Genomic DNA, 25,494 nt, shown 5'->3' with positions numbered 1-25,494 from the left:
GGGAAATTTGCCAGTTTATTCACTTTTTCACTGATGGATTTTCGATATCTGACATCTATTGAAAGTAACTGCTTAACTTTTAGGTGGGTACAATTTGATACCCATATATAACCCCCCGTTATAAGTAGATTTCAATAGACGAACATGTATATAGGAATAGCTAGATTAGCCTGAGATATGCGGATTTACTGGGTTTGATGTACTTCGGGAGATACTGCGAGACGTTAAGTTGGAGCGGGTGAAGGGAATCGAACCCTCGTATAGAGCTTGGGAAGCTCTCGTTCTACCATTGAACTACACCCGCTTCGGTGTGAGGTTTGCATTATAACCGGTTCTTTGACGTGGGCAAGCGAAGATATAGCCTAAGCGCCGGTATTTTAAGCGATTAGATTAAACCAAGTATAACTATCGCTGTTTTGTTTGATAAAAAGGGCGCCGAAGCGCCCTAATAGATTTACCGTTAACCGGAATCACTTATTTTACCGGGCGCATCGCTGGGAACAAGATAACATCGCGAATGGTGTGGCTATTGGTAAATAACATCACCATACGGTCGATACCGATACCCAGACCCGCGGTCGGCGGCAAGCCATGTTCCAGTGCGGTAACATAGTCTTCGTCATAGAACATCGCTTCGTCATCACCAGCTTCTTTGGCGCTAACCTGATCAGCAAAGCGCTGTGCCTGATCTTCAGCATCATTCAGCTCGGAGAAACCATTACCAATTTCACGGCCACCGATAAAGAATTCGAAGCGGTCAGTGATAAACGGATTATCATCATTACGACGTGCCAACGGTGAAACTTCTGCTGGGTATTCAGTAATGAAGGTTGGTTGAATCAGGTGGCTCTCTGCGGTCTCTTCGAAAATTTCGCATTGAACGCGGCCCAAGCCCCAGCTCTTCTCAACTTTAATACCCAAAGACTCGGCGATAGCTACCGCTTTATCCATATCGTCTAAATCAGCCACGTTAGTTTCTGGACGATATTTGCAGATAGCTTCTTTCATAGTCAGTTTGGCAAAAGGCTTACCGAAATCGAATTCCTGATCACCATACTGCACCACACTACTACCCAGCACGGTTTCAGTCAGTGTCCGGAATAACTCTTCGGTCAGCGCAATCAGGTCTTTGTAATCCGCATACGCCATATAGAGTTCCATCATGGTGAACTCTGGGTTATGACGTGGTGAAACACCTTCATTACGGAAGTTACGGTTGATCTCAAACACACGTTCAAAACCACCAACCACCAGGCGCTTCAGATACAACTCTGGGGCGATACGCAAGTACATATCGATATCCAGCGCATTGTGATGAGTCACGAACGGACGCGCTGAAGCACCACCAGGAATCACTTGCATCATAGGGGTTTCGACTTCCATGAAGCCTTTTTCCACCATGAAGTTGCGGATAGCTGACATCACTTGCGAACGAACTTTGAATGTATGGCGAGATTCGTCGTTAGCGATCAGATCCAGATAACGCTGGCGATAGCGGGTTTCCTGATCAGCCAGGCCGTGGAATTTATCCGGCAGCGGGCGCAGTGCTTTGGTCAGCAAACGCAATTCGCTACAGTGGATAGACAGCTCGCCCGTTTTGGTTTTAAACAGCTTACCGCGCGCGCCCAGGATATCGCCCAGATCCCACTTTTTGAATTCTTCGTTATACACGCCTTCCGGCAGGTCATCGCGAGAAACGTACAACTGGATACGGCCACCGACATCTTGCAGCGTCACAAATGATGCTTTCCCCATGATACGGCGAGTCATCATTCGGCCAGCAACGGTCACTTCGATATCCAGCGCTTCTAATTCTTCATTTGTTTTTTCGCCGTACTCAGCATGCAGCTGGTCTGAGAGGTGCTCACGGCGGAAGTCATTAGGGAAAGCAATCCCTTTTTTCCGCAGTGCAGCCAGTTTTTCCCGACGAGCTTGTAACTCACTATTGAGTTCTTGCGCTTGCTCAGCACCTTCTAATTTTTGCTCTGACATCTCAGTTCCTTATAGCCCGGCTTTCAAACTTGCTTCAATGAATTTGTCCAGATCGCCATCCAGTACCGCTTGCGTGTTGCGTGTTTCCACACCGGTACGCAAATCTTTGATACGGGAGTCATCCAGTACATAAGAACGGATCTGGCTACCCCAGCCAATATCAGACTTGTTATCTTCCAGCATCTGTTTATCAGCATTTTTCTTTTGCATCTCAAACTCATACAGCTTTGCTTTCAGCTGTTTCATAGCTTGATCTTTGTTCTTATGCTGAGAACGGTCATTCTGGCACTGAGTCACAATATTGGTCGGAATATGGGTAATACGTACCGCAGATTCTGTTTTGTTGACGTGCTGACCACCCGCACCAGATGCGCGGTAAACGTCAATACGCAGGTCCGCTGGGTTGATTTCGATATCAATATCGTCGTCAACTTCTGGATAGACAAAGGCAGAACTGAACGAAGTATGACGGCGGCCACCAGAGTCAAACGGGCTTTTACGTACCAGACGATGCACGCCAGTTTCAGTACGTAACCAACCAAACGCATAATCACCGATAATTTTGATAGTGGCTGATTTTAAGCCTGCAACATCACCATCAGATTCTTCAATGATTTCGGTTTTGAAGCCTTTGGCTTCAGCCCAACGCAGGTACATGCGCAGCAGCATGCTGGCCCAGTCCTGAGCTTCTGTACCACCGGAACCGGCTTGCAGATCCAGATAGCAGTTGGCGCTATCATACTCACCAGAGAACATTCTGCGGAATTCGAGTTGGCCCAGCTTGCCATCAAGGATATCTAACTCAGCAACCGCTTCGTTAAATGTCTCTTCGTCGTCAGCTTCAATAGCCAACTCCAGCAAGCCAGTCACGTCGTCCATACCTTGATCCAGTTGATCAATGGTGGTGACAATCTCTTCCAGCGAGGCGCGTTCTTTACCTAGAGCCTGAGCGCGCTCAGGTTCATTCCAGACGTCGGGCTGTTCCAGCTCAGCGTTTACTTCTTCCAGTCGTTCTTTCTTGGCATCATAGTCAAAGATACCCCCTGAGAACGGCTGTCCGATCAGACAGGTCCTGAATTCGGTTTTTTACCGGGTTTATTTCAAACATGGTTTAAAGTCTTACGTTAAGTCGTAGATGACGGAATGTCATTATACCCGCCATACTTCAAGCTGCATGTGTGTTGGCTGTCTTCGCTCACCCGAATCATTGACTGCCTATTGACCTTAAAATAAATAGACTCGTCGGGATTTACTCAATTGCCGCCTTCCTGCAACTTGAATTATTTAGGGCACAGAATTAGTAATTCTAACGGATCTATACGACGGTTTATAGCTTGTTGACTATATTTGTAGCTATCCCCTTCCTATTTGCTGCTGCAGCTGTGTTAGCGGCTCTCACTCACCCGAATCACTGACTAATGTCAGCTCATCGGGATTCATTCGTTAGCTGCCTTGCTGCAACACCAACTACTTTGGGTATAGAATAATATCGTGGTTTACTAATACGGCCACAGGTGTTGAATCAGCAACTGGACACTGCGGTTACCGCGATACTCATTAATATCAAGTTTATAAGCCAGCTTAACTTCACGCACACTGCTATCCGGCCATAAAGTCGTATCAATATTAAACGCGATACCATCCAGCAGAGGCCCACCATGCAAAGGCTCAACCATAAGTTTCAGGTGGCGTTCACCCACCAGCCGTTGTTGCAAGATACGGAATTTCCCGTCAAATGTGGGTTCAGGGAAGGATTGCCCCCAGGGGCCACCATCTCGCAGCAACTCCGCTGTTTCCAGTGATAATTCGTTGCCCTTCAGTTCACCGTCTGACCAGATAACGCCCTCCAACTGCGAGGCGTCCATCCATTCACCGACTAAATCTGCAAAGCGCTGACGGAATTCATCGAATTTATCCTGTTCCAGCGATAACCCCGCCGCCATCGCATGGCCACCAAATTTCAGCATCAATCCTGGGTTTAAGGTATCCAGGCGCTCAAGAGCATCCCGCATATGCAGCCCTGCCACACTACGCCCCGAGCCTTTCAGTAAACCGTCACCTGCTGGGGCAAAAGCAATAACCGGCCGATGAAAACGTTCTTTAATACGCGAGGCCAAAATCCCGACCACCCCTTGGTGCCACTCAGGGTGGTACATCGCGATACCGTAAGGTAATTCAGTGCTGGTGCGCTCTAATTGGTCACACAGTTGCAAGGCTTCAACCTGCATACCCTGCTCTATCTCGCGGCGCGTTTGATTAAGTGAATCAAGATCAATTGCCAGTGCTCTGGCCTGAGCAATATCGTCACTGAGCAACAACGCCACCCCGATGGACATATCATCCAGACGCCCAGCCGCATTAAGCCGTGGGCCGAGGGAGAAACCCAGATCGTTGGCTGCCAATTGGCGCGCATCGCGGTTGGCGACTTCCAGCAATGCACGAATACCTGGCCGGCATTTCCCCGCACGAATACGGCTTAGCCCCTGATGCACCAAAATGCGGTTATTGGCATCCAGTGGCACTACATCAGCAACCGTTCCCAGTGCTACCAAATCCAGTAACTCAGCCAGGTTAGGTATCGCTAAAGCTCGCTGTTCAAACCAGCCACTGTCTCTAAGACGTGCACGTAATGCCAACATTAGATAAAAGGTGACGCCCACTCCAGCCAGTGATTTGGAGAGAAAATCACATCCAGCCAAATTGGGATTGATGATAGCTTCTGCTGCTGGCAAGGTTTCCCCCGGCAGGTGATGGTCGGTAACCAACACCTGGATACCCAAGGCGTGCGCCAAATCCACTCCCGCATGAGAAGAAATACCGTTATCGACAGTGACGATCAGTTCTGCACCACGGGCGGCAACTTGTTCGACAACTTCGGGACTCAGCCCATAGCCATCTTCAAAACGATTTGGCACCAGATAATCAATATTACTGCCACCCATGCTACGCAAAGCGAGCACTGCCAACGCCGTGCTGGTTGCACCATCGGCATCAAAATCACCGACAATCACAATACGACGCCTGTCAGCCAATGCTTGTTGCAACAGAGTGACACCAGCATCAATACCGTCGAGTTGCTGCCAGGCAAGCAGACCTTTGACACCGCGTTCCAGTTCTTCTGCGCTTTTTACACCACGGTTGGCATAAAGACGGCGCAACAGTGGATGTAACTGCGTGGGCAAATGGCTATCATCCACCGCCTCACGACGGCGAAGTTGAGTTTTCAATGTCACGGATGATTAACCCGCCGCTTTTGAGGAAGCCTGGTGCTTATTCAGCATCTGTAACATTTCTTTTGGCTCCAGATAACCCGGAACGACTGTACCGTTTTGCAACACGATGGCCGGTGTGCCCTGAATACCAAACTGCACACCTAACTTATAGTGCTCAGAAATATCGGTTTTACAGGTGGCAGGTGAGATATCGGTGCCTTTCATTGCATCATCGAATGCTTTGTTGCGATCAGCCATACACCAAATCGAACGCATGTCTTTTTCTGCCTGAGAGCTCAGCCCCTGACGTGGGAAGGCCAGATAACGTACAGTGATCCCCAGCGCGTTATAGTCACTCATCTGCTCATGCAACTTATGGCAGTAGCCGCAGGTGATATCAGTAAATACCGTAACAACGTGTTTTTCCTGCGGTGCTTTATACACAATCATTTCTTTGCTCAATGCTTCCAGCTTTTTCACCAACATCTGGTTGGTCACATTTACTGGTTGGCTACCGCTCACATCGTACAGCGGTCCTTGCAACAGATGCTTACCGTCAGCAGAAATATAAAGCACGCCGTTGTCAGTCATCACGGTGCTCAAACCGGGGATAGGTGATGGTTGGATGTCAGCTTGTTGAATATCCAGTTTTTTCAGTGTCTGTTGGATAGCAGCATCATCAGCATGAGCCAGCCCCGTGAATGCAGCGATAACGATCGGCAGCAGCAATAAACTCTTTTTCATTTATAAATCCTATCTTTTCCACCCGACATGGTTTTCATAAAAAACAACTAGGCGCGCGGATGATGTTGTTGATGTAGCAACTTCAAACGTTCAGTCGCTACATGGGTATAAATCTGGGTTGTCGACAGATCACTGTGGCCCAGTAACATTTGCACCACACGCAAATCCGCACCGTGATTTAACAGATGCGTGGCAAAAGCATGCCGCAATACGTGGGGCGAAAGCCGTTCACTATCAATACCGGCAAGGATCGCATAGTGTTTGATGCGATGCCAGAAAGTCTGCCTCGTCATTTGCTGACTGCGGTTACTGGGGAACAGCACATCCAGCGACTGACCGTTGATGAGCCACGGGCGGCCATGCTCCATGTAATTCTCGATCCAGTACACCGCCTCTTCACCCAAGGGTACCAGGCGCTCTTTATTTCCTTTACCGATAACTCGCACTACCCCTTGGCGCAAACTCACATCGCTGATGGTCAGCCCAACGAGCTCCGACACTCGCAGACCGGTGGCATAAAGCACTTCCAGCATGGCCTTATCGCGCAATTCCAGCGGGATATCGACATTGGGAGAGTTAAGCAATGCATCAACCTGTGCCTCACTTAAATCTTTTGGTAAGCGCTGCGGTAACTTGGGTGATGACAGCAAGGCTGTCGGGTCATCTTCACGCAATTTTTCGCGGTATAAATACTGGAATAACCGACGCATCGCACTGAGCAAGCGTGCCGAGCTGGTGGCTTTATAACCGCCCTTAATGCGCTCTGCAAGGAAAGACTGCAAGTCCTGCGAATCGGCGCGCAATAAATCACGGCCATGATGTTCTAACCATCCGCTCAGCGCATGTAAATCCAAACGGTATGATGCCAGTGTATTCTCTGCCAGATTCCGCTCCAGCCATAGGGCATCAAGAAACTGTTCAATCAGCGGGTTATTTTGCTGTTGCATGACTGTTTCTCTCTTTGATTGGATGGGCAGCCATTATGCCTGATGACGGAACAAATCTGGTACACTCGATGCTATTCCTTATTAGTAATGCTATGGCTATACATCATGAAGATTGGTCTCTTTTACGGCTCCAGCACCTGCTATACCGAAATGGTGGCAGAAAAAATACGCGACATCCTCGGTGAAGATCTGGTTGATTTACATAACTTAAAAGATGTCAGCCCTCGCCTGATGGAAGAATATTCCATTCTAATTTTGGGGATCCCTACCTGGGATTTCGGCGAATTACAGGAAGATTGGGAAGCCGTTTGGCCGCAATTAGCACAGCTTAATCTCAAGGGAAAGATTGTCGCCATGTATGGTATGGGCGATCAATTCGGTTATAGCGAATGGTTCCTTGATGCTCTTGGGATGCTGCACGACCATATTGCCCCACTGGGGGTGAAATTTATTGGTTTTTGGCCGACAGATGGGTTTGAGTTTACCAGCCCGAAACCACTCAGTGCTGACGGCAAACATTTTGTCGGACTGGCGTTAGATGAGGTTAATCAATACGATTTGAGTGAAGAGCGCATCGAACAGTGGTGTGATCAAATTCTGCTTGAGATGGATGCCCTACTTTAATCGGATAAACGGGCACCCACCGTGCCCGCTTGCTGCCCCCGTTTTCACCTCTGCTATTTTACTTCCATAAGCGGAGGGTAACACCTTCACTTTCCAAGGTATAAATTAAGGTGTCGGCGAGACTTTCCTCATCTTCCGCCAGCCAGACTAAGGGCTTCACTAATCACTCCCTTCATCAGAGCCAAATGAATGATGCAGCAGGAGGCACAATTGCCGCCATTCCTCTTCAGACATGCTGTCAGCCGCCAGCCATAAGCGCTTACGGGTTGAGCGATTACTTGTCTGTTGTAAACTCAATAACACGCCATAACGGGTGATCCACGGCTGCTTAATGACGACCCACTCGTGCCGTTTCCATAGCACTATATTGCCGGGTTTCAGCCTGATCTCACCTTGGCAAGACGTAATATTTTTCTGGCTGCGGATACACTCAAACACCACTAACGTCAGTAATATCAACCACAATGCGGTATAGCCCTGCGGCCAAGGCGCAACTAGCGTGAGTGTGACCAGGACGCCATGAGCTAATAGAGAGAAGAGTTGAGTGTGCCAGGATATCCGCAGGTCACATCGCCACTGGGCCACGGGCTTTATTTCGTGTTTGAATCAGTTTGACCATTTGACGCAGCTCGCTATCCTGCGGTTCCCCGTGATTCATCAACCAGTTAAATAAATCTGGATCATCACACTCAAGCAAACGGATAAAAACCTGTTTCTCGTTATCACTCAAGCCATCATATTCATGCTCAAAAAACGGCATGATAGAGATATCCAGTTCACGCATACCCCGACGGCACGCCCAATGAATACGGGCTTTATTATCGATTTCCATGTCCTGATTGACTCCTCAAAAAAGGATGCTGATAGGCTAAAGGCGGGATTATGCTGTTTTTTCAATCATACTCAGCACTCCGCCATAGAATCCGTGGTTATTGTACCTCAGATATCGTCGAATTCAGATATTGAATAATAATGGTCATTCCGTGGAATTACTGCTTGCAAAGCTACCCGGCTATTTTACCATTGAGACATCGGTTCACTGTGCCGTGCTGATAGGTACCACTTATCCGCAGGTGCTATTTATTTTGGGTAAGCCATGGCTAATAACACTCCATTTGCTGCACAACCACTGGTCGCCTCTTCTGAGCTGCCACTAACATTGATCTCCCTTGATGACTGGGCGCTGGTGACGTTAACGGGCGCTGACCGCGTAAAATATCTGCAAGGGCAAGTCACGGCAGATATTGATGCACTGCCCGCAGATCAGCATGTGCTATGTGCCCATTGTGATGCCAAGGGGAAGATGTGGAGCAACCTGCGATTATTTTATCGTGGCGAAGGGTTAGCCTTTATCGAACGCCGTAGTGTGCTTGATAACCAGTTGAGCGAGCTAAAGAAATATGCGGTGTTCTCCAAAGTGGTGATTGCCGCACAACCTGATGCCGTTTTACTCGGTGTGGCGGGCGCGCAGGCAAAAGCTGCGCTGGCGGAGGTTTTCGCCGAGTTACCTGATACTGAGCACCCGGTAGTACAACAAGGTGATAGCACACTGTTACATTTCTCTCTGCCCGCCGAGCGCTTCCTGCTGGTGACCAATGCCGAACAAACGCAACTGTTAGTGGAAAAACTGGCTGACCGCGCGCAGTTTAATAACAGCAAACAGTGGCTGGCGCTGGATATCGAAGCAGGTTTTCCTATCATTGATACCGATAGCAGCGCGCAATTTATTCCGCAGGCAACAAACATTCAGGCATTGAATGGCATCAGTTTCAGCAAAGGGTGTTATACCGGGCAGGAGATGGTCGCCCGCGCAAAATATCGTGGTGCCAATAAACGCGCACTCTACTGGTTGGCAGGTCACGCCAACCGAGTGCCGGCGGCCGGCGAAGATTTAGAGTGGCAATTAGGTGAAAACTGGCGTCGTACCGGTAGCGTATTGGCCGCCGTTGCGCTCAGTGATGGCACTGTGTGGGTTCAAGCGGTGCTGAATAACGACTTGGCGGCAGACAGTGTGCTGCGCGTGCGTGATGATGAGCAAAGTGTGCTTACAATTCAACCGCTGCCCTATTCATTGACCGAAGATAAGTAATACACGCTGAGGCCGGTTATCCGGCCTCATAATCAACTATTAGACATACAAATAGATCGCCATAAAGTGGCAAACACTGCCGCCCAACACAAAACCGTGCCAAATGGCATGGCCGAAGCGAATGCGCTTAGAGGCATAGAAAATCACGCCCAACGTGTATAACAAGCCACCAATCGCCAATAATGCTAACCCGCCAATCTCAAGTTTTACCGCCAGTTGATAAATCACAATCAATGAAAGCCAGCCCATCGTCAGGTAAGTCACCAGTGACAGCACTTCAAAGCGATGTGCAAAGGCCAATTTGAAAATGACGCCCACCAGTGCCAACCCCCATATCACCGCCATCAAACCACGGGCCAACGGGGAGTCCAACCCCACCAATAGAAATGGTGTATATGTCCCGGCGATTAAGAGGTAAATGGCACAATGGTCAAACTTCTGTAGCCAGAGTTTCGCCTTGCGATGTGGGATGGCGTGATACAACGTCGAGGCTAAAAACAGCAGAATAATACTGCCGCCATACAAACTATAACTGGTTAGCGCCTTGGTATCGGCCCCATTATCTAACGCCTGCACCAATAGCAAAACCAAACCAATAATGCCAAACACCACGCCAATACCATGACTGATGCTATTGGCTATTTCTTCTGCCCACGGATAGGACGGTGTTGTCGCTACTGTGGGAGTGGCCGAGGCCGTGGGTATAGCTGATTTATTCTTCAATACTAATTATCCTGAAAATGAATCGTTATCTCATCCGATGAGCGCAATAGTTATTCTAAAGTTGTACAAAAAGAGTGCGCACAGATTAACTGAGAATAATTCCAGTGTACACGTGTACGCTTAAATATTCTGTCAGTACATGTAACCCGCCGTGTCTGTGGTTCAAATTAGGGTGACAAATCCACTGGGAGCAGCAACACTGCTGCCATGCCAAACGAAAGGTAATAGAGGGTTATTATGTCATTAGCAGTCTTGGATTTTGGTCCACTGACAGAGACTATTCAGTTTCTGATGGAAATCGATAAACTAAAAGATATTCAGCGGCGCACTAAAGTGATTGCCAGCTTACGTCAGGAAAATTCAGCCGAGCACAGTTGGCATTTTGCCGTAGCGGCAATGAGTCTGGCTCCCTATGCTGGCCCAGACGTCGATATCAATCGCGTGATAAAAATGGCGCTGCTGCACGATATTGTCGAAATCGATGCTGGTGATGTCATCGTTTATGATTTGGCGGCCAGAGCCGCTATTCATGAGCAAGAGGTCGCTGCCGCCAAACGCTTATTTAGCCTGCTGCCACCCGCATTAGGCGCACAATTTACCGCGCTGTGGAATGAGTATGAAGCGGAAGAAACTGCCGAAGCACGCTTTGCCACAGTGCTGGATCGCATTCTGCCCATGCTGATTAACCTGCATACCGAGGGCCAAAGTTGGCTAGAAAATGGCATCCGGTTGCAGCAAGTGCTGGATCGCAACCAATTGGTTGCCGAATGCTATCCTGAGATTTGGCAGCATTTGCTGCCACAGTTGCAGGCGGCGCAGCAAAAAGGTTGGCTCAAATAACTGAATACTCGCTTATTTCCCGCCGGCTAAATCCAATACACTGCCAGTGACATAAGAGGCATGGTCTGACAGCAACCAGACGATTGCCTCTGCCACTTCTTGTGGATACCCGCCACGTTTCATTGGCAGTGAGCTTTGAACCCGTTCAACTCGCCCCGGCTCACCGCCGCTGGCATGTATATCGGTATAGATTAAACCCGGACGAACGCCATTCACTCGGATGCCCTCTGCCGCCACTTCCAATGATAAACCGGTGGTGAGTGTATCAATGGCCCCTTTGGAGGCGGCATAATCGAGATATTCACCGGGAGCGCCCAGACGGGCGGCGGCAGAAGATACATTAACAATCGCACCGCCATTACCACCGTGGCGCAATGCCATACGCTTGACAGCTTCGCGGCTACATAAAAAGTAACCCGTCACATTGGTGCTCAATACCCGATTAATGCGTTCAGCAGTTAACCCTTCGATGCCCGATTGGGTAAACAAAATGCCAGCATTATTGACCAGTGCGGTGATCGGCCCAAGCTGGGCTTCAAGTTTTTCAAATAGTGCAACTACTTGCAGCTCATCAGCAATATCGGCTTGTAACGCCACCGCTAACCCACCGCCAGCGGCGATTTCTGCAACCACCTGTCGGGCAGCTTGTTCATCATTGATATAATTTACCGCAACCCGATAACCGTGCTTTGCTAATAGTAATGCCGTGGCACGGCCAATGCCACGACTGCCTCCTGTCACTAATGCGACTTTTTTATGCATCCCTCGGCTCCCTGCTCAACCATGAATTTTTTGCCAAATTAACACCCCAACCAGCACAGAATTATTCATTTGCAGCGGCGGTGTGCGCAGTGTCAAACGGTCTTCTTCAAATTGGTAATAGCGAACCTGCTGACTTCCGACCCAATTGGGAAATAAACTGCCTTCGACAATATGAGTGACGGTGGCAAGCTGTTCATCAATTTCATATCGGCCAAAATAGGTCAATGCACTGAGAAAGGCATTTTTTATTTCAGTATCACTGCCTTGCAACCAGTCTGCAGAAGCAAACTTTGTTCTGCCGCTACTGTACAGTTGGGCAGCCATCGTGCCTTGTTTTTCATAATTAATCCGACCAGACATCTCCTGCCCCATCGGATAATGAATACTGTTATCGGGTAACACAAAGTGCTGCGATACCAGTGACCAGCTACCGATAAATTGAGTGCTTACCATAAATAATCACGCTCACTATTTGTATAACGAAAAATAAGCGTAGTCATTGATAAGAGTAGATACCAATTATCGCCATGATATAAACAGCAAAAGGGCCGCTTGCGCGACCCTCAGACTGCTGACAAACCCGATAACTCGATCTTGCAAGGTGAGGACAGGTAGAAGAGTAAAGCGTCCGCGCCAGGGATGGCGCGGCTCGAGCCCCCAGGGATGCTTGTTTTTACAAAAGAAGTACGGCGTCTTTACGATCTGCCTGTTTTCACCACTACAGGCACTTTGTCATTAACTTCAGGGCCGCTTGCGGGCCCCTTTGTCATTTACTGCAAGAATTATTCGTAGTCGCTTATTGGTACGCATGAGCAAAACAAATTACGGTCACCGTACACATCATCCAGACGTTTCACGCTCGGCCAGTATTTATTCTCCATCACACCTGCCACCGGGAATACTGCCAGCTCACGGCTGTACGGATGCAGCCACTCACCAACCAGCTCAGCTTGAGTATGTGGCGCATTCACCAACGGGTTGTCTTCCAGTGGCCATTCACCACGAGCCACTTTCTCGATTTCCGCGCGGATAGCCAGCATGGCGTCGATAAAGCGGTCTAACTCAACTTTACTTTCTGATTCAGTCGGTTCCACCATCAGCGTGCCCGCCACCGGGAAGGACATGGTTGGCGCATGGAAGCCAAAGTCGATTAAGCGCTTGGCGATATCCATCTCGCTGATACCTGTTGCTTCTTTCAGTGGGCGAATATCTAAAATACATTCGTGCGCCACACGGCCATCATGGCCGGTATACAGCACAGGATAGGCCTCTTTCAGGCGAGTTGCGATATAGTTGGCATTCAGAATCGCGACCTGACTGGCTTGTTTCAGCCCATCAGCCCCCATCATACGGATGTACATCCAGCTGATAGGCAAGATTGACGCACTACCAAATGGTGCCGCCGAAACCGCGCCCTGTTGGGTCGTCATTCCATCAATTTGTACCACACTGTGGCCCGGAACAAACGGCGCTAAATGTGCTTTAACACCAATCGGCCCCATACCTGGGCCACCACCGCCGTGTGGAATACAGAAGGTTTTATGTAAGTTCAGGTGAGAAACATCCGCGCCAATATAGCCCGGAGTGGTTATTCCAACCTGCGCATTCATGTTTGCGCCATCGAGGTAAACCTGACCACCAAACTGATGCACAATCTGACAAACTTCGCGGATGGTTTCTTCGTACACGCCATGAGTCGACGGGTAAGTCACCATAATACAAGAGAGTTCATCACCTGCTTCACCCGCCTTCTGGCGCAAATCGTGCAAATCGATATTCCCTTGCTTATCACAGGCCACCACCACTACTGACATACCGGCCATTTGTGCCGACGCCGGGTTAGTGCCGTGAGCCGAGCTTGGGATCAAACAGATATGACGGTTCGCCTGATTGCGGCTTTCATGGTAACGGCGAATCGCCAGTAACCCCGCATATTCGCCTTGCGCGCCAGAGTTTGGCTGCATACAAACCGCATCATAACCGGTCAGTTGCACCAACCATTGTGACAGTTGACCAATCATTTGCTGATAACCCGCAGCTTGTTCCGGCGGGCAGAAAGGGTGCAATTCAGCGAATTCCGGCCAGGTGATGGGGATCATCTCGGCGGCAGCATTCAGTTTCATGGTGCAAGAACCCAGCGGGATCATCGCCTGATTCAGTGCCAAATCTTTGCGTTCTAAACGATGCATATAACGCATCATTTCGGTTTCGCTGTGGTAACGGTTAAATACCGGGTGAGTCAGAATCGGATCCTGACGCAACATGCCCGCTTGAATCGACTGGCTATTCTGGCTGACTTTGGCATCAAGCAGGTCAATATCTAAGCCATGATTATCACCGGCTAACAAGGTGAAGAGAACTTGAAGATCTTCACGCGAGGTAGTTTCATCCAGCGTGATACCTACTGCGCCATGAATATCAGTTCGCAGATTAATACCAAAACTCAATGCGCGGGCCAATACAGCAGCTTTGTCTTTCACTTCGACAGTCAATGTATCGAACCAATGTGCGAAGCGCAGTGTCAGGCCAGCTTGTTGCAAGCCCGCAGCCAGAATATCAGTCATGCGATGAATGCGACCAGCGATGCGCTGCAAACCTTGTGGGCCATGATAAACCGCATACAAGCTGGCGATATTGGCCAGTAAAACCTGAGAAGTACAGATATTGGAGTTGGCTTTCTCGCGGCGAATATGTTGCTCGCGAGTTTGCATCGCCATGCGCAATGCGGTGTTACCAGCAGCATCGCGAGAAACCCCGATAATCCGACCCGGCATTGAGCGTTTAAACTCGTCGCGGCAAGCAAAGAATGCTGCGTGTGGACCACCGTAGCCCATGGGTACCCCAAAACGCTGAGCAGAGCCAAACACCACATCAGCCCCCTGCTTACCCGGTGCGGTCAGCAGCACTAGCGCCATAATATCGGCAGCAACGCTGGTAATGATTTTGCGTTTTTTCAACTCAGACAGTAGTGCTGAGTAGTCATGCAGTTCGCCCGTGGTGCCGACTTGTTGCAGCAACACACCGAACACGCCTTCTAACTCCAGCACTTTTTCTGCGCGGTCAACAATCACTTCAAAACCAAAGGTTTCTGCGCGGGTCAGGACGACATCCAGCGTTTGCGGGTGGACATCATCGGCGACAAAGAAACGATTGGCGTCTTTGAGTTTACTGGCACGTTTAGCCAATGCCATAGATTCTGCGGCTGCGGTGGCTTCATCGAGTAAAGAAGCAGAAGCCAGATCCAGGCCAGTCAAGTCTTGGGTCAGTTGCTGGAAATTCAGTAATGCCTCAAGGCGGCCTTGTGAAACTTCTGGCTGATACGGAGTGTAAGCCGTGTACCAACCGGGGTTCTCCAGCATATTACGTAGAATAACCGGCGGCGTCAGAACCGGGCTATAGCCCATGCCGATATAGGATTTATAGCGCTGATTCTGGCTGGCGATCCCTTTAAGTTCCGCCAACGCCTGATGTTCTGTGGCAGCTTCCCCCACCGGAGGCGGGCTTGGCAATTGGATATCTGCCGGAACAATCTGCTGGATCAATGTACTTAACGAGTTGGCGCCAACAGCGGCCAACATCTGTTGCTGTTGTTCAGCAGAGGAGCCGATATGGCGCTGAATAAAAGCATCGTTATGTTCAAGCTGGCTGAGATTCTGAGTCATGTGCTACAAATTCCTGAATAGGGCATGGGACGGGAAATATTTGATATTATTTATTAACCGCGCCTTGGAGAGGTTTTAGAAGTACTCACAAAGCCGAACTAAGGGGAAACACGTCGTTCGGGTCGTAGTGGCGTAAGCCACCGGAGCGCCCGTAGACGTGGTCAACCCTTAGCTCATTGCACTGATCACTCACCTCAGGCTTTTTTCATCTACTCGTCGATAGTCGCCTGATAGGCTTCGGCATCTAACAAACTATCCAACTCACTTTCATCAGAAGCTTTGATGCTAAATAGCCAGCCATCGGTATAAGGCGCGCTGTTCACCAACTCTGGGGAACTTTCCAGCTCAGCATTCACAGCGATGATTTCACCACTGATTGGCGCATAAATGTCAGAAGCAGCTTTAACGGATTCAGCAACAGCGCAATCGCTGCCAGCGGAAACTTCACTGCCCACTTCTGGCAAATCAACAAACACCATGTCACCCAGTAGCTCTTGCGCATGCTCGGTGATCCCGACGCTGTACACACCATCACCATCGGCACGAACCCACTCATGAGATGACGCATATTTCAAATCTGCTGGTACATTGCTCATTGCTGCTCCTTAAAAAGGGTAGAGCCAAAAAGGTGTGGCTCGTAGAATTCAGAATACTCTAAATAATTACAGCGCGACCGGTTTACCCGCCCGCACAAAACCCGGTTTTGTGACCCGCACCGGCATCTCACGGTTACGGATTTGCACTACTGCATTTTCACCTATCCCCGCAGGGACACGGGCCAGCGCAATACTAAAACCCAGTGTAGGAGAGAATGAACCGCTGGTTATCACGCCAACATGCTGATTGCCCGAATCATCAGAAAAATGCACCGGCAACTCATTACGTAATACACCTTTTTCGGTCATGATCAAACCTACCAGTTGTTCAGTCCCGTTAGCACGCTGCTGCTCCAGTGCTTCACGGCCGATAAACTGACGGTCTTCTGGCAACCAGGCCACTGTCCAACCCATATTGGCGGCAAGCGGCGAAACGCCTTCGTCCATCTCCTGACCATAGAGGTTCATACCGGCTTCCAGGCGCAAAGTGTCACGCGCACCCAAACCTGCGGGTTTCACACCGGCAGCCAGCAACTGTTGCCAAAATTCGACAACCCGCTCTTTAGGCAGCGCAATTTCGTAACCTGCTTCGCCGGTATAACCGGTGGTGGCGATAAACAAATCATCAACCTGAATACCAAAGAACGGTTTCATTCCTGCGATCGCTTGTTGTTGCTCAGGAGTGAGTAAGGTCGCGACTTTCTGTTGTGCTGTTGGGCCTTGCACTGCCACCAGCGCCAAATCATCACGTACAGTGACATCAACCTGATACGGCTCAGCATGCTGAATGATCCAGTTCAGATCTTTTTCGCGGGTAGCGGAGTTAACCACTAAACGGAAATAGTCTTCGCGTAGGAAATAGACAATCAAATCATCGATAACACCGCCGGAGGCATTCAGCATGGCAGTGTAAAGGGCTTTGCCCGGTTGGGTCAGTTTGGCAACATCATTAGCTAATAGATAACGCAGGAATTCACGGGTACGGGCACCGTGCAAGTCGACAATTGTCATGTGCGAAACATCAAACATACCGGCACCCTGGCGCACGATATGGTGCTCGTCGATTTGGGAACCATAATGCAATGGCATCATCCAGCCATGAAAATCTACCATGCGCGCACCGCACGCCACGTGTTGGTCATACAGCGGGGTCTGCTTAGCCATCTACTCTCCCTCAATATACCCTTCGCACTTGAAGCCGTAGGGGCGTTGGCTACGTTCATTCACCCGAATCACTTACCGGTGTAAGCTCATCGGGAATTCATTCGCTTGCCGCCTACCTACAACTCCAATTGCTTTGGATATAACATGTCATGAGTGTTTTATACCGGCTTCATCCCCCAATAAAAACAGGCATGAACACCGTTACGCAAACGATACCTTTTGCCCAACGTTATCACTGAATTCATCAGGTAACCATAAGCTAAAATAGGCGATAACCAGAGTTAGGACGACAAAAGGCTGGGGTATTGTGCAGAGTTTTCCACTGTAAAAATGCGCCAAGAGGCACATAATTAACAATTAAACCGTAAAAATAGCGATGTTATATAACGAAACAACCAAAACCCTGTCAGAATCAACTTATCAGGCTTTGGTTATGAGTGAAAAAAACTAATGCGAAAAGTGGGCTGAAATTAGATTATTTCAACTGAGGCGGGTTTTATACCCTGGTTATTCATCGAGCCAATCGGGCAAATCATTTAACCCCATCGCCTGACGCACTAACTGCGGTTTGATGCCCGGCAAGTTATCAGCCAGTGTTAACCCGATATCACGCAGCAGTTTTTTAGCTGGATTGTTACCGGCAAATAAATCACGAAACCCTTGCATACTGGCGAGCATCACCGCCGCACTGTGTTTACGGCGACGTTCATAGCGGCGTAAATAAAGGTGTTGACCAATATCTTTGCCCTGACGCTGCAAGCGCCGGAGTTCTGAAACCAATTCAGCAGCATCCATAAAACCTAAATTCACCCCCTGCCCGGCCAATGGATGCACAGTATGGGCGGCATCACCAACCAGAACCAACCGATGAGCGGCAAAACTGCGCGCATATCGCCCGGTCAGTGGGAAGGTTTGGCGCTCGCTTTCAAGCTGACATTGCCCCAGCCGCATATCAAATGCCATGCCCAACTCGCGATTAAACTGCTCAGCGGGCAGTGCGGTTAACTCGGCGGCACGCTCAGGTGAGACTGACCAAACAATCGAGCTAAGATGCGGGTCGCTAAATGGCAGGAAGGCTAAAATGCCGTCGCCATGAAACACCTGACGTGCCGTGGCCTGATGGGCTTCTTCCGTGCGAATAGTGGCCACCAGCGCGTGATGAGCGTAATCCCAAAATGTCAGTGGAATATCAGCATGTTGGCGCAACCAAGAGTTGGCCCCATCGGCCCCGACCACCAGTTTGGTGCTCAGCATCCGGTCATCCGTTAAGGTAATGAATGCTTCACTTTCGCCCCAAGCTACCTGTTTGATACTGGCGGGGGCCAGCAAGGTGACATCAGCCAATTGGCTTGCCCGTTGCCAGAGCGCCTGCTGAATAACCTGGTTTTCAATAATATGCCCAAGATGGCTGAAACCATACTCATCGGCGTGGAAAGCAATTTTGCCAAAACTGTCTTGGTCCCACACTTCCATGCCACTATAAGGGCTGGCGCGTAGAGCCAGGATGTTCTCCCACACACCAATTTTTTGCAGTAAGCGCTCACTGGCGGCATTGATCGCCGAGACCCGAAGTGCCCACTCACCGGTCACTGGCGCAGGTAGCGGTTCTTGTTCTGGCTGGTATTCCAGAATGGCGATGCGCAGACCGCTGCCTTGCAGCCCGCAAGCCAGTGCCAGGCCGACCATTCCGCCACCGGCGATTACCACGTCATATGATTGCATACCGAGATATATCCCATGAAAATATAAACTTTATTTACCCGATAGATTTCTCGATGCAGGAAGCAACGTGAAAGATGACGGATAAAACTAGCGACCGACCCATCCCAGCGTGCGCCGCGCGAAAGTATCACGGATGGCAGGCATATGCTCCATCGACATCAAAGCAAGATTGCGCCCAACCACCAACGGCCCATAGCGGTTGGCAAACAGACGGATTAACCCATCAGTGATACCAATGGTTGCCTGTTGATCCGGTTCCCGCCGCTGTTGATATTGACTGAGCACCTTATAATCACCGGGATCATTCCCCGCCCGCGCGATAGTTTCTGCTAATGACATCACATCACGCAGACCGAGATTAAACCCCTGACCGGCAATCGGATGCAATGTTTGGGCGGCATTGCCGACTAATGCCAGACGATGGCTAACATGGCGCGTGGCAGTGAGCAATTGCAGCGGGTAACTGTGGCGTTTGCCAGCATGGAGCATTCTCCCCAAACGCCAGCCAAAAGCGCGCTGTAACTCCGCCAAAAAACGGGCATCATCCCAGCTATCAACCTGTGCTCTATCTTCTTTGGCATGACACCACACCAACGAACTGCGCCCCTGAGACATCGGCAGCAGCGCCAACGGCCCATTACGGGTAAAGCGCTCAAAAGCACGCCCGTTGGGTAGCTCAGAAGTCGTGACATTGGCGATCACCGCAACCTGTTGATAATCCTGCTGCTGCCACTGAATGTTACAGGCCTGAGCCAATGCGGAATGAGAGCCATCCGCCGCCACCAACAGTTTAGCGTGAAGCTGTTGGCCGTTATCCAATGTCACCGTGGCAGATTCAGCCGTGCGAACCACATCAACCATTTTGGCCGGGCAATGTAGGGTCACTCCCGGCGCTTTCTGTAACAAGGCAAATAGCCGCTTACCCGCATCATGCAACTCAATGACCTGACCCAGCGCCGGAACACGATAATCTCGCGCCCGCAGATTCACAAAGCCGGAATGACCACTATCACTGACGTGAACATGTTCGATGGCGGTGGCACAATCGGCCAGAGCCGACCAGAGGCCAATACTAGCCAATTGCTGGCAGGTGCCGTGCGCCAGTGCAATGGCTCGGGCATCAAAACCCGGATGCTGCCTGCTATCAGGACGCTGCGCTTCAACCAGCGCCACCGGCATCTTCCCATGTGTAAGGGATGAAATAGCCAGCGCCAGTGTTGCACCGGCCATACCGCCACCGACAATTATCACGCTCATCAGTTATCTCGCTGCCGCCATAAGAGCTTCAATCTCATCGGGATCTTTTACCACACTGGCGGTCAGATTTTCATTACCCTCTGCGGTAATCACGATGTCATCTTCAATGCGAATACCAATACCACGATATTGCGGCGGAACATCGGCATCTGGCGCAATATATAAGCCCGGCTCAATGGTCAACACCATACCCGGTTCAAGAATACGACCACGCTCACTGTTGATATAATCGCCGACATCATGCACATCCAACCCCAGCCAGTGGCTCAGGCCGTGCATAAAGAATGGCTTGTGTGCCTGTTCAGCAATGAGCTGCTCGACATCTCCTTTCAGGATGCCCAAATCAACCAAGCCGGTGATCATAATCCGCACAACTTGCTCCGTGACTTCGCGGATACTGGTGCCTGGTCGGAACAGCTCCAGTGCTTTGTTGATGGAGGCTAGCACGATGTCATAAATCTCGCGTTGCGCTGGACTGAATTTGCCGTTAACCGGGAAAGTACGAGTAATATCACCGGCATAGCCCTGATATTCACAACCGGCATCAATTAGCACCAATTCACCATCCCGCAGTTCACACTCATTTTCGGTGTAATGCAGAATGCAGCCGTTCTCACCGCCGCCGACGATGGTGTTATAGGCCGGATAACGCGCACCATGACGGGTAAACTCATGCAGAATTTCCCCTTCCAGTTGGTATTCGAACATTCCTGGGCGGCATTTCTCCATCGCGCGGGTATGGGCTAGCGCGCTGATTTCACCGGCGCGGCGCAGCACAGCAATTTCTTCTGCTGACTTAAACAGACGCATTTCATGCAGCCATGGCCGCCAGTCAGTCAAAGTTGCGGGTGCGCGTAGATTTTTACGAAAACCGTTACGTAACTTTTCCAGAGCAGCAAAAACAATTTTATCTGCATAATCATATTGCCCCTGCGCGTGATAAATCACATCAAGGCGATTAAGCAGTAAATAGAGTTGCTCGTCGATTTCATCGAAAGGTAATGCGCGATCAACACCCAACTTCTCAGGTGCGGCCTCTTGCCCTAAACGGCGGCCAAACCAGATTTCAGCGGTTAAATCCCGCACCCGGTTAAACAGCACACTGTGGTTGTGAGTCTCATCGCTTTTCACCAGAATCAGCACCGCTTGCGGCTCATTAAAGCCCGTCAAATAGCTGAAATCGCTATTCTGCCGATAGGGATATTCGGAATCGGCACTGCGCGTGGCCTCTGGTGCGGCAAAAATAATAGCAGCACTGCCCGGTGCCATCTTCGCCAACAGCGCTTGACGGCGGTTCTGGTATTCTTGCTGAGTCATTACACTCTCCTGAAATATCCGATTTTCATCATTTAACGCATGACACTGATTCGTCTAGTGTAATGTCGGCTTACGTATTTCCGGGGCTGTCGGTTTTTCTTGAGTAAATTCGATATGACACAAGATGGCCGCGACACGGACATATTCGATGACTTCTTCCAATGATTGAGCCAGCTCTTCCTGATCTTCATCTTCGTCATACCCTAGCTGAGCGATATTACGCAAATCATCAATAGCTTCACCCACTTCATCTTTCACTTGCGCCAATTTCGGTTGCAGCATTCCAAGCCCTAGCAGGAAATGGTTTACCCAACCGGATAATGCATCAGCACGGTCAAAAACAGTCACCTCTTCTCCTTCAGGAATCAGCAACTGGAACATAAAACCTTCGTTTTCCAGCGCTTCTTGTGTTGCTTCATGTAACTGTTGTAACGGCAAATTCAGAGCTTGTGAAAAGGCGACACCCTCATTGGTCAGGTCATGCACCAGTGTACGCCAGCCATCGTCTTTACTGCCTCCACAGAGCATGCCGCTGATCAGTCCATGCATTTCAGCAGGGGTTAATGCCACTGCTTGCTGGTTCAATGCCAGGGCAAGTGATTGGTAAGTTGGTAATGTATTCTCTATAGACATGCGTATTCGTCATCGTTGGCAGGATAAGTTCGTGTTATGCTACCACCAAGAAAGGTCGCTATACCAGAAAACGCAACACCCTATATCCTATAGATTTCAAGATACAGAAAGCGGCAAAGCCTCTTGTCACTTGAAAAACAATGGATATATACCCTAAATAATTCGAGTTGCAGGAAGGCGGCAATTGAGTGAATCCCGTTGAGTTGACGCCAGTCAATGATTCGGGTAAGCGAGAGTAGCCACGCATATGCAGCTTGAAGTATGACGGGTAAAGGGGTTGAATCTTGGTATCGAGATATATATAGTGACGCCCGCTTTGCAGCTACGAGCATTTTGCCTCTGGTTTTCAGGGCTGGCGCGAAATTAGTCAGGAAGGTGGCATGTCTGCACAACCGGTAGATATTCAAATTTTTGGTCGCTCGTTAAGAGTTAATTGTCCGCCAGAACAACAAGATGCGTTGAACATGGCCGCAGAAGATCTTAACCAACGGTTGCAAGATCTGAAAGTTCGCACTAGAGTCACCAATACTGAGCAGTTGGTTTTCATCGCGGCATTGAACGTATGTCACGAATTAGCTCAGGAAAGGTTGAAAACACGTGACTATGCATCCAATATGGAACAGCGTATTCGGATGTTACAACAGACCATTGAACAAGCATTGCTTGAGCAGGGTCGCATCTCTGAACGTCAGGATGCACAGTTTGAATAAATCGCTGTTGAATGATAGATTCAGCAGTGAGTAAAGAATTTCTCTGAGGTGTTCGTCAGCGGGCCAGTCCCCTGAGCCGATATTTAATACCAACAGAATGTAGTGCCTCCGTAACCGGTGCGCATGCTCGGTCCGCCGAGAAGCCTTAAGGTTGCGACGCTGCGTTCACCTTGAACCATGGGTTCAAGGGTTACAGCCTGCGGCGGCATCTCGGAGATCCCTTTCTTATCGTGTAACACGTATTTACGGTTACCACGTTCGTTCTGATACAGGCAGTTTTCTTTTTTAAGTTAATAAAATGCCTCTAAATCCGCAGCATGCTCTTGAGCGACAAAAAATTCGCAGTGAAATCCGTGAGCGTCGGCGTCTTTTGACTCCTGAGCAACAACAACAATCCGCCAATCTCGCCGCCAGACAAATCGCTTCCCACGACAAAATTCAGCAAGCCAATACTATCGCACTATTTCTCTCTTTCGATGGCGAGTTAGATACCGCTCCTGTTATCGAATTACTGTGGCAGCAGAAAAAACAGATTTATCTGCCGGTACTTCATCCTTTCTGTCCCGGCCATTTGTTGTTTCTCCACTATCGTCCTGATAGCCAGCTCATTCGTAATCGCCTGAACATTCTGGAGCCTCAATTAGATGTACGCGATGTCTTGCCATTAAATCGACTGGATGTCGTGATAACGCCGCTGGTCGCGTTTGATCAAGATGGGCAGCGCTTAGGTATGGGGGGAGGATTCTATGATCGTACGCTGCAAAACTGGCAGCAAGGTGGCCCCTATCCTATTGGTCTGGCTCATGATTGCCAGCAGGTAGAGCACTTACCGAGTGAACATTGGGATGTGCCGTTGCCAGAGATTGTGACACCAACAAAAGTGTGGCGGTGGTGAGATGTGCTGCGCGACGATATAAAAAAACACCCGATATTTTATACATAACGGGTGCTTAGTTATATCAGTACAACATCTATCAATAGAGCAAACGCGCGCGGATAGTCCCCGGAATCGCTTTCATTGCCTGCAAGGCTTTTTCTGCATTTTCCGCATCATCAGTTTCGACATCAATAACGACATAACCGATATCAGCACTGGTTTGCAAATACTGCGCGGCAATGTTGACGTCCTGCTCAGCAAAGATTTTGTTGATGCTGGTCAGGATGCCTGGGCGGTTCTCATGGATATGCAGCAAGCGGCGAGTGTTATCACCGTGAGCTGGCAGAGAAACTTCCGGGAAGTTAACCGCAGACAGCGTTGATCCGTTGTCGGAATATTTCGCCAATTTACCGGCCACTTCATCACCGATATTTTCCTGCGCTTCCTGAGTTGAACCACCAATATGCGGAGTCAATAACACATTATCAAACTCGCACAATGGTGAATTGAACGGGTCTTTATTGGTTGCTGGCTCTTCAGGGAAAACGTCTATTGCCGCACCCGCCAGATGATTGCTCGCCAGCGCATCACACAGTGCCGGGATATCAACCACCGTTCCGCGTGAAGCATTTATCAACATCGCGCCCGGTTTCATCAGAGCCAACTGCTCAGGGCCGATCATATTCTTGGTGGAGTGATTCTCTGGCACATGCAGGCTAATCACATCACTCATATTCAGCAAGTCAGACAGATGACGTACCTGCTGTGCATTCCCCAGCGACAGTTTATTTTCAATATCGTAGAAGAACACTTTCATGCCGACACTTTCAGCCAGAATCCCTAGCTGAGTCCCGATATGACCATAGCCGATAATGCCCAGTTTTTTACCACGGGCTTCATAGGAACCGACTGCCAATTTGTTCCACTCGCCACGGTGCGCTTTGGCATTGGCGGATGGAATCCCGCGGAACATCAGCAGTAACTCGCCCAGTACCATTTCGGCTACCGAACGGGTATTGGAGAAAGGTGCATTGAATACCGGCACACCACGTTTAGTCGCCGCTTTTAAATCAACCTGATTGGTACCGATACAGAAACAACCTACTGCAACCAATTTTTCTGCGGCAGCAAAGACTTCTTCGGACAGATGCGTGCGCGATCGGATCCCGATGAAGTGAGCATCACGAATAGATTCTTTCAGTGATTCGGTGTCTAAGGCACCTTTATGATATTCAATATTGCTATAACCGGCTGCACGCAGATTATCAACCGTGCTCTGGTGCACCCCTTCCACTAACAGAAACTTAATTCTGTCTTTCTCCAGTGATACTTTTGCCATGTCCCCGACCCTATTTTCAGACTTCAGATGTGGCTGCCGATATCGAATGAATCCGGTCAGCACCCAGTCAACATAACAAATATTTCGCATGCAGCAATACAAACGATTGCCTGACTGTCAGCATAACAAACAGTGCAAATGTTAATTTATGGAATAAAAAACTAGCGGAGAGAGAGTTAATGGCAGGTTAATAAAATGAAATGAGTAAATGTGATATATATCACCAAATTTAACCATTTTAAGAAAAGATATTTAAAGGCAAAAATTATCAGGATGAAGTGACC

The 25,494-nt window shown here is 49.4% G+C and carries 23 protein-coding genes, 1 tRNA gene, 1 other RNA gene and 1 pseudogene; 6 read left to right on the top strand and 20 right to left on the bottom strand.

The window, feature by feature from the left end:
• Positions 1–230: 230 nt before the first annotated feature.
• The 6 genes from HU019_RS07180 to xerD form a co-directional block, all read right to left on the bottom strand.
• Positions 231–304: transfer RNA gene (locus HU019_RS07180), tRNA-Gly, on the bottom strand.
• A 170-nt stretch (positions 305–474) separates the two neighbouring features.
• Positions 475–1,992, bottom strand: coding sequence for a lysine--tRNA ligase (gene lysS / locus HU019_RS07175; RefSeq protein WP_174847777.1), 1,518 nt, complete (start codon positions 1,990–1,992; stop codon positions 475–477).
• 9 nt (positions 1,993–2,001) lie between these two features.
• Positions 2,002–3,100, bottom strand: a protein-coding gene (gene prfB / locus HU019_RS07170) for a peptide chain release factor 2 (protein ID WP_174847778.1) whose coding sequence is annotated in 2 segments (ribosomal slippage) — positions 2,002–3,024 and positions 3,026–3,100 — 1,098 coding nt in all. Because the reading frame shifts where the segments join, the coding sequence is not laid out codon by codon here.
• 391 nt (positions 3,101–3,491) lie between these two features.
• A complete protein-coding gene (gene recJ / locus HU019_RS07165) occupies positions 3,492–5,225 on the bottom strand; it encodes a single-stranded-DNA-specific exonuclease RecJ (RefSeq protein ID WP_174847779.1) in 1,734 nt (577 codons plus the stop codon).
• A gap of 6 nt (positions 5,226–5,231) precedes the next feature.
• Positions 5,232–5,948 carry a bifunctional protein-disulfide isomerase/oxidoreductase DsbC gene (gene dsbC / locus HU019_RS07160; RefSeq protein ID WP_174847780.1) on the bottom strand — a complete coding sequence of 239 codons (717 nt, stop codon included), beginning with the start codon at positions 5,946–5,948 and terminating at the stop codon, positions 5,232–5,234.
• Between the two features lie 47 nt (positions 5,949–5,995).
• On the bottom strand, positions 5,996–6,895 hold the full coding sequence (gene xerD / locus HU019_RS07155) for a site-specific tyrosine recombinase XerD (protein WP_174847781.1): 900 nt from the start codon (positions 6,893–6,895) through the stop codon (positions 5,996–5,998).
• A 105-nt stretch (positions 6,896–7,000) separates the two neighbouring features.
• Between xerD and fldB the strand changes: the two genes are divergently transcribed.
• Positions 7,001–7,519, top strand: a complete 519-nt coding sequence (gene fldB, locus HU019_RS07150) for a flavodoxin FldB (protein ID WP_174847782.1) — start codon at positions 7,001–7,003, stop codon at positions 7,517–7,519.
• Positions 7,520–7,589: 70 nt separating this feature from the next.
• Here the strand turns inward: fldB and HU019_RS07145 are convergent.
• From HU019_RS07145 to sdhE, 3 genes and pseudogenes are all read right to left on the bottom strand, one after another.
• Positions 7,590–7,679: pseudogene (locus HU019_RS07145) on the bottom strand (two-component system response regulator CreB); the annotation flags it as partial.
• Complete coding sequence (locus HU019_RS07140) at positions 7,679–8,104, bottom strand: protein YgfX (protein ID WP_174847783.1); 426 nt, start codon at positions 8,102–8,104, stop codon at positions 7,679–7,681. The pseudogene HU019_RS07145 and the gene HU019_RS07140, both read right to left, overlap by 1 nt.
• A complete protein-coding gene (gene sdhE, locus HU019_RS07135; protein ID WP_004390965.1) occupies positions 8,085–8,351 on the bottom strand; it encodes an FAD assembly factor SdhE in 267 nt (88 codons plus the stop codon). The genes HU019_RS07140 and sdhE overlap by 20 nt, the downstream gene beginning before the upstream one ends.
• 264 nt (positions 8,352–8,615) lie before the next feature.
• Here sdhE and ygfZ point away from each other — a divergent pair, with 264 nt between their 5' ends.
• Positions 8,616–9,608 (top strand): tRNA-modifying protein YgfZ, encoded by a 993-nt coding sequence (ygfZ, locus tag HU019_RS07130; protein ID WP_174847784.1) that lies wholly within the window; start codon positions 8,616–8,618, stop codon positions 9,606–9,608.
• Between the two features lie 39 nt (positions 9,609–9,647).
• Here the strand turns inward: ygfZ and trhA are convergent, their stop codons facing one another.
• The gene (gene trhA / locus HU019_RS07125) at positions 9,648–10,331 is read right to left on the bottom strand and encodes a PAQR family membrane homeostasis protein TrhA (RefSeq protein WP_174847785.1); all 684 of its coding nucleotides are present in this window, start codon (positions 10,329–10,331) and stop codon (positions 9,648–9,650) included.
• 237 nt (positions 10,332–10,568) lie between these two features.
• On the opposite strand from trhA, the gene HU019_RS07120 reads away from it, so the two are divergent.
• The gene (locus tag HU019_RS07120) at positions 10,569–11,171 is read left to right on the top strand and encodes an HD domain-containing protein (RefSeq protein WP_174847786.1); all 603 of its coding nucleotides are present in this window, start codon (positions 10,569–10,571) and stop codon (positions 11,169–11,171) included.
• Between the two features lie 12 nt (positions 11,172–11,183).
• Here HU019_RS07120 and HU019_RS07115 read toward each other — a convergent pair whose 3' ends face one another.
• The 9 genes from HU019_RS07115 to HU019_RS07075 all read right to left on the bottom strand — a co-directional run bounded on the left by HU019_RS07115 (position 11,184) and on the right by HU019_RS07075 (position 22,284).
• Positions 11,184–11,933, bottom strand: a complete 750-nt coding sequence (locus HU019_RS07115) for an SDR family oxidoreductase (RefSeq protein WP_174847787.1) — start codon at positions 11,931–11,933, stop codon at positions 11,184–11,186.
• Positions 11,934–11,948: 15 nt separating this feature from the next.
• Positions 11,949–12,386 (bottom strand): lipocalin-like domain-containing protein, encoded by a 438-nt coding sequence (locus tag HU019_RS07110; RefSeq protein WP_174847788.1) that lies wholly within the window; start codon positions 12,384–12,386, stop codon positions 11,949–11,951.
• A 329-nt stretch (positions 12,387–12,715) separates the two neighbouring features.
• The gene (gene gcvP / locus HU019_RS07105; protein WP_174847789.1) at positions 12,716–15,595 is read right to left on the bottom strand and encodes an aminomethyl-transferring glycine dehydrogenase; all 2,880 of its coding nucleotides are present in this window, start codon (positions 15,593–15,595) and stop codon (positions 12,716–12,718) included.
• Positions 15,596–15,804: 209 nt separating this feature from the next.
• Entirely contained in the window at positions 15,805–16,191 is a 387-nt protein-coding gene (gene gcvH / locus HU019_RS07100) for a glycine cleavage system protein GcvH (RefSeq protein ID WP_019078994.1), read from the bottom strand.
• Between the two features lie 66 nt (positions 16,192–16,257).
• Positions 16,258–17,355, bottom strand: a complete 1,098-nt coding sequence (gene gcvT / locus HU019_RS07095; protein WP_174847790.1) for a glycine cleavage system aminomethyltransferase GcvT — start codon at positions 17,353–17,355, stop codon at positions 16,258–16,260.
• Between the two features lie 507 nt (positions 17,356–17,862).
• Positions 17,863–19,077 carry an FAD-dependent 2-octaprenylphenol hydroxylase gene (gene ubiI, locus HU019_RS07090; protein ID WP_174847791.1) on the bottom strand — a complete coding sequence of 405 codons (1,215 nt, stop codon included), beginning with the start codon at positions 19,075–19,077 and terminating at the stop codon, positions 17,863–17,865.
• Positions 19,078–19,164: 87 nt separating this feature from the next.
• A complete protein-coding gene (ubiH, locus tag HU019_RS07085; protein WP_174847792.1) occupies positions 19,165–20,334 on the bottom strand; it encodes a 2-octaprenyl-6-methoxyphenyl hydroxylase in 1,170 nt (389 codons plus the stop codon).
• Between the two features lie 3 nt (positions 20,335–20,337).
• On the bottom strand, positions 20,338–21,651 hold the full coding sequence (gene pepP, locus HU019_RS07080; RefSeq protein WP_174847793.1) for a Xaa-Pro aminopeptidase: 1,314 nt from the start codon (positions 21,649–21,651) through the stop codon (positions 20,338–20,340).
• Between the two features lie 54 nt (positions 21,652–21,705).
• Complete coding sequence (locus HU019_RS07075) at positions 21,706–22,284, bottom strand: YecA/YgfB family protein (RefSeq protein ID WP_174847794.1); 579 nt, start codon at positions 22,282–22,284, stop codon at positions 21,706–21,708.
• 380 nt (positions 22,285–22,664) lie between these two features.
• Here HU019_RS07075 and zapA point away from each other — a divergent pair, with 380 nt between their 5' ends.
• The 3 genes from zapA to HU019_RS07060 all read left to right on the top strand — a co-directional run bounded on the left by zapA (position 22,665) and on the right by HU019_RS07060 (position 23,889).
• Positions 22,665–22,994: a cell division protein ZapA gene (gene zapA / locus HU019_RS07070; RefSeq protein ID WP_004706812.1), complete on the top strand. Its 330-nt coding sequence runs from the start codon at positions 22,665–22,667 to the stop codon at positions 22,992–22,994.
• A 37-nt stretch (positions 22,995–23,031) separates the two neighbouring features.
• A non-coding RNA gene (gene ssrS, locus HU019_RS07065) (6S RNA) lies at positions 23,032–23,215 on the top strand.
• A gap of 77 nt (positions 23,216–23,292) precedes the next feature.
• A complete protein-coding gene (locus HU019_RS07060; RefSeq protein ID WP_174847795.1) occupies positions 23,293–23,889 on the top strand; it encodes a 5-formyltetrahydrofolate cyclo-ligase in 597 nt (198 codons plus the stop codon).
• Between the two features lie 79 nt (positions 23,890–23,968).
• Here the strand turns inward: HU019_RS07060 and serA are convergent, their stop codons facing one another.
• Positions 23,969–25,210 (bottom strand): phosphoglycerate dehydrogenase, encoded by a 1,242-nt coding sequence (gene serA / locus HU019_RS07055; protein ID WP_174847796.1) that lies wholly within the window; start codon positions 25,208–25,210, stop codon positions 23,969–23,971.
• Positions 25,211–25,494: the final 284 nt, after the last annotated feature.

This window comes from Yersinia artesiana, assembly GCF_902726545.1.
In the GTDB taxonomy this organism is placed as follows: Bacteria; Pseudomonadota; Gammaproteobacteria; order Enterobacterales; family Enterobacteriaceae; genus Yersinia; species Yersinia artesiana.
The sequence above is the reverse complement of the archived record's forward strand: the minus strand, read 5'-3'. Positions and strand labels throughout refer to the sequence as shown.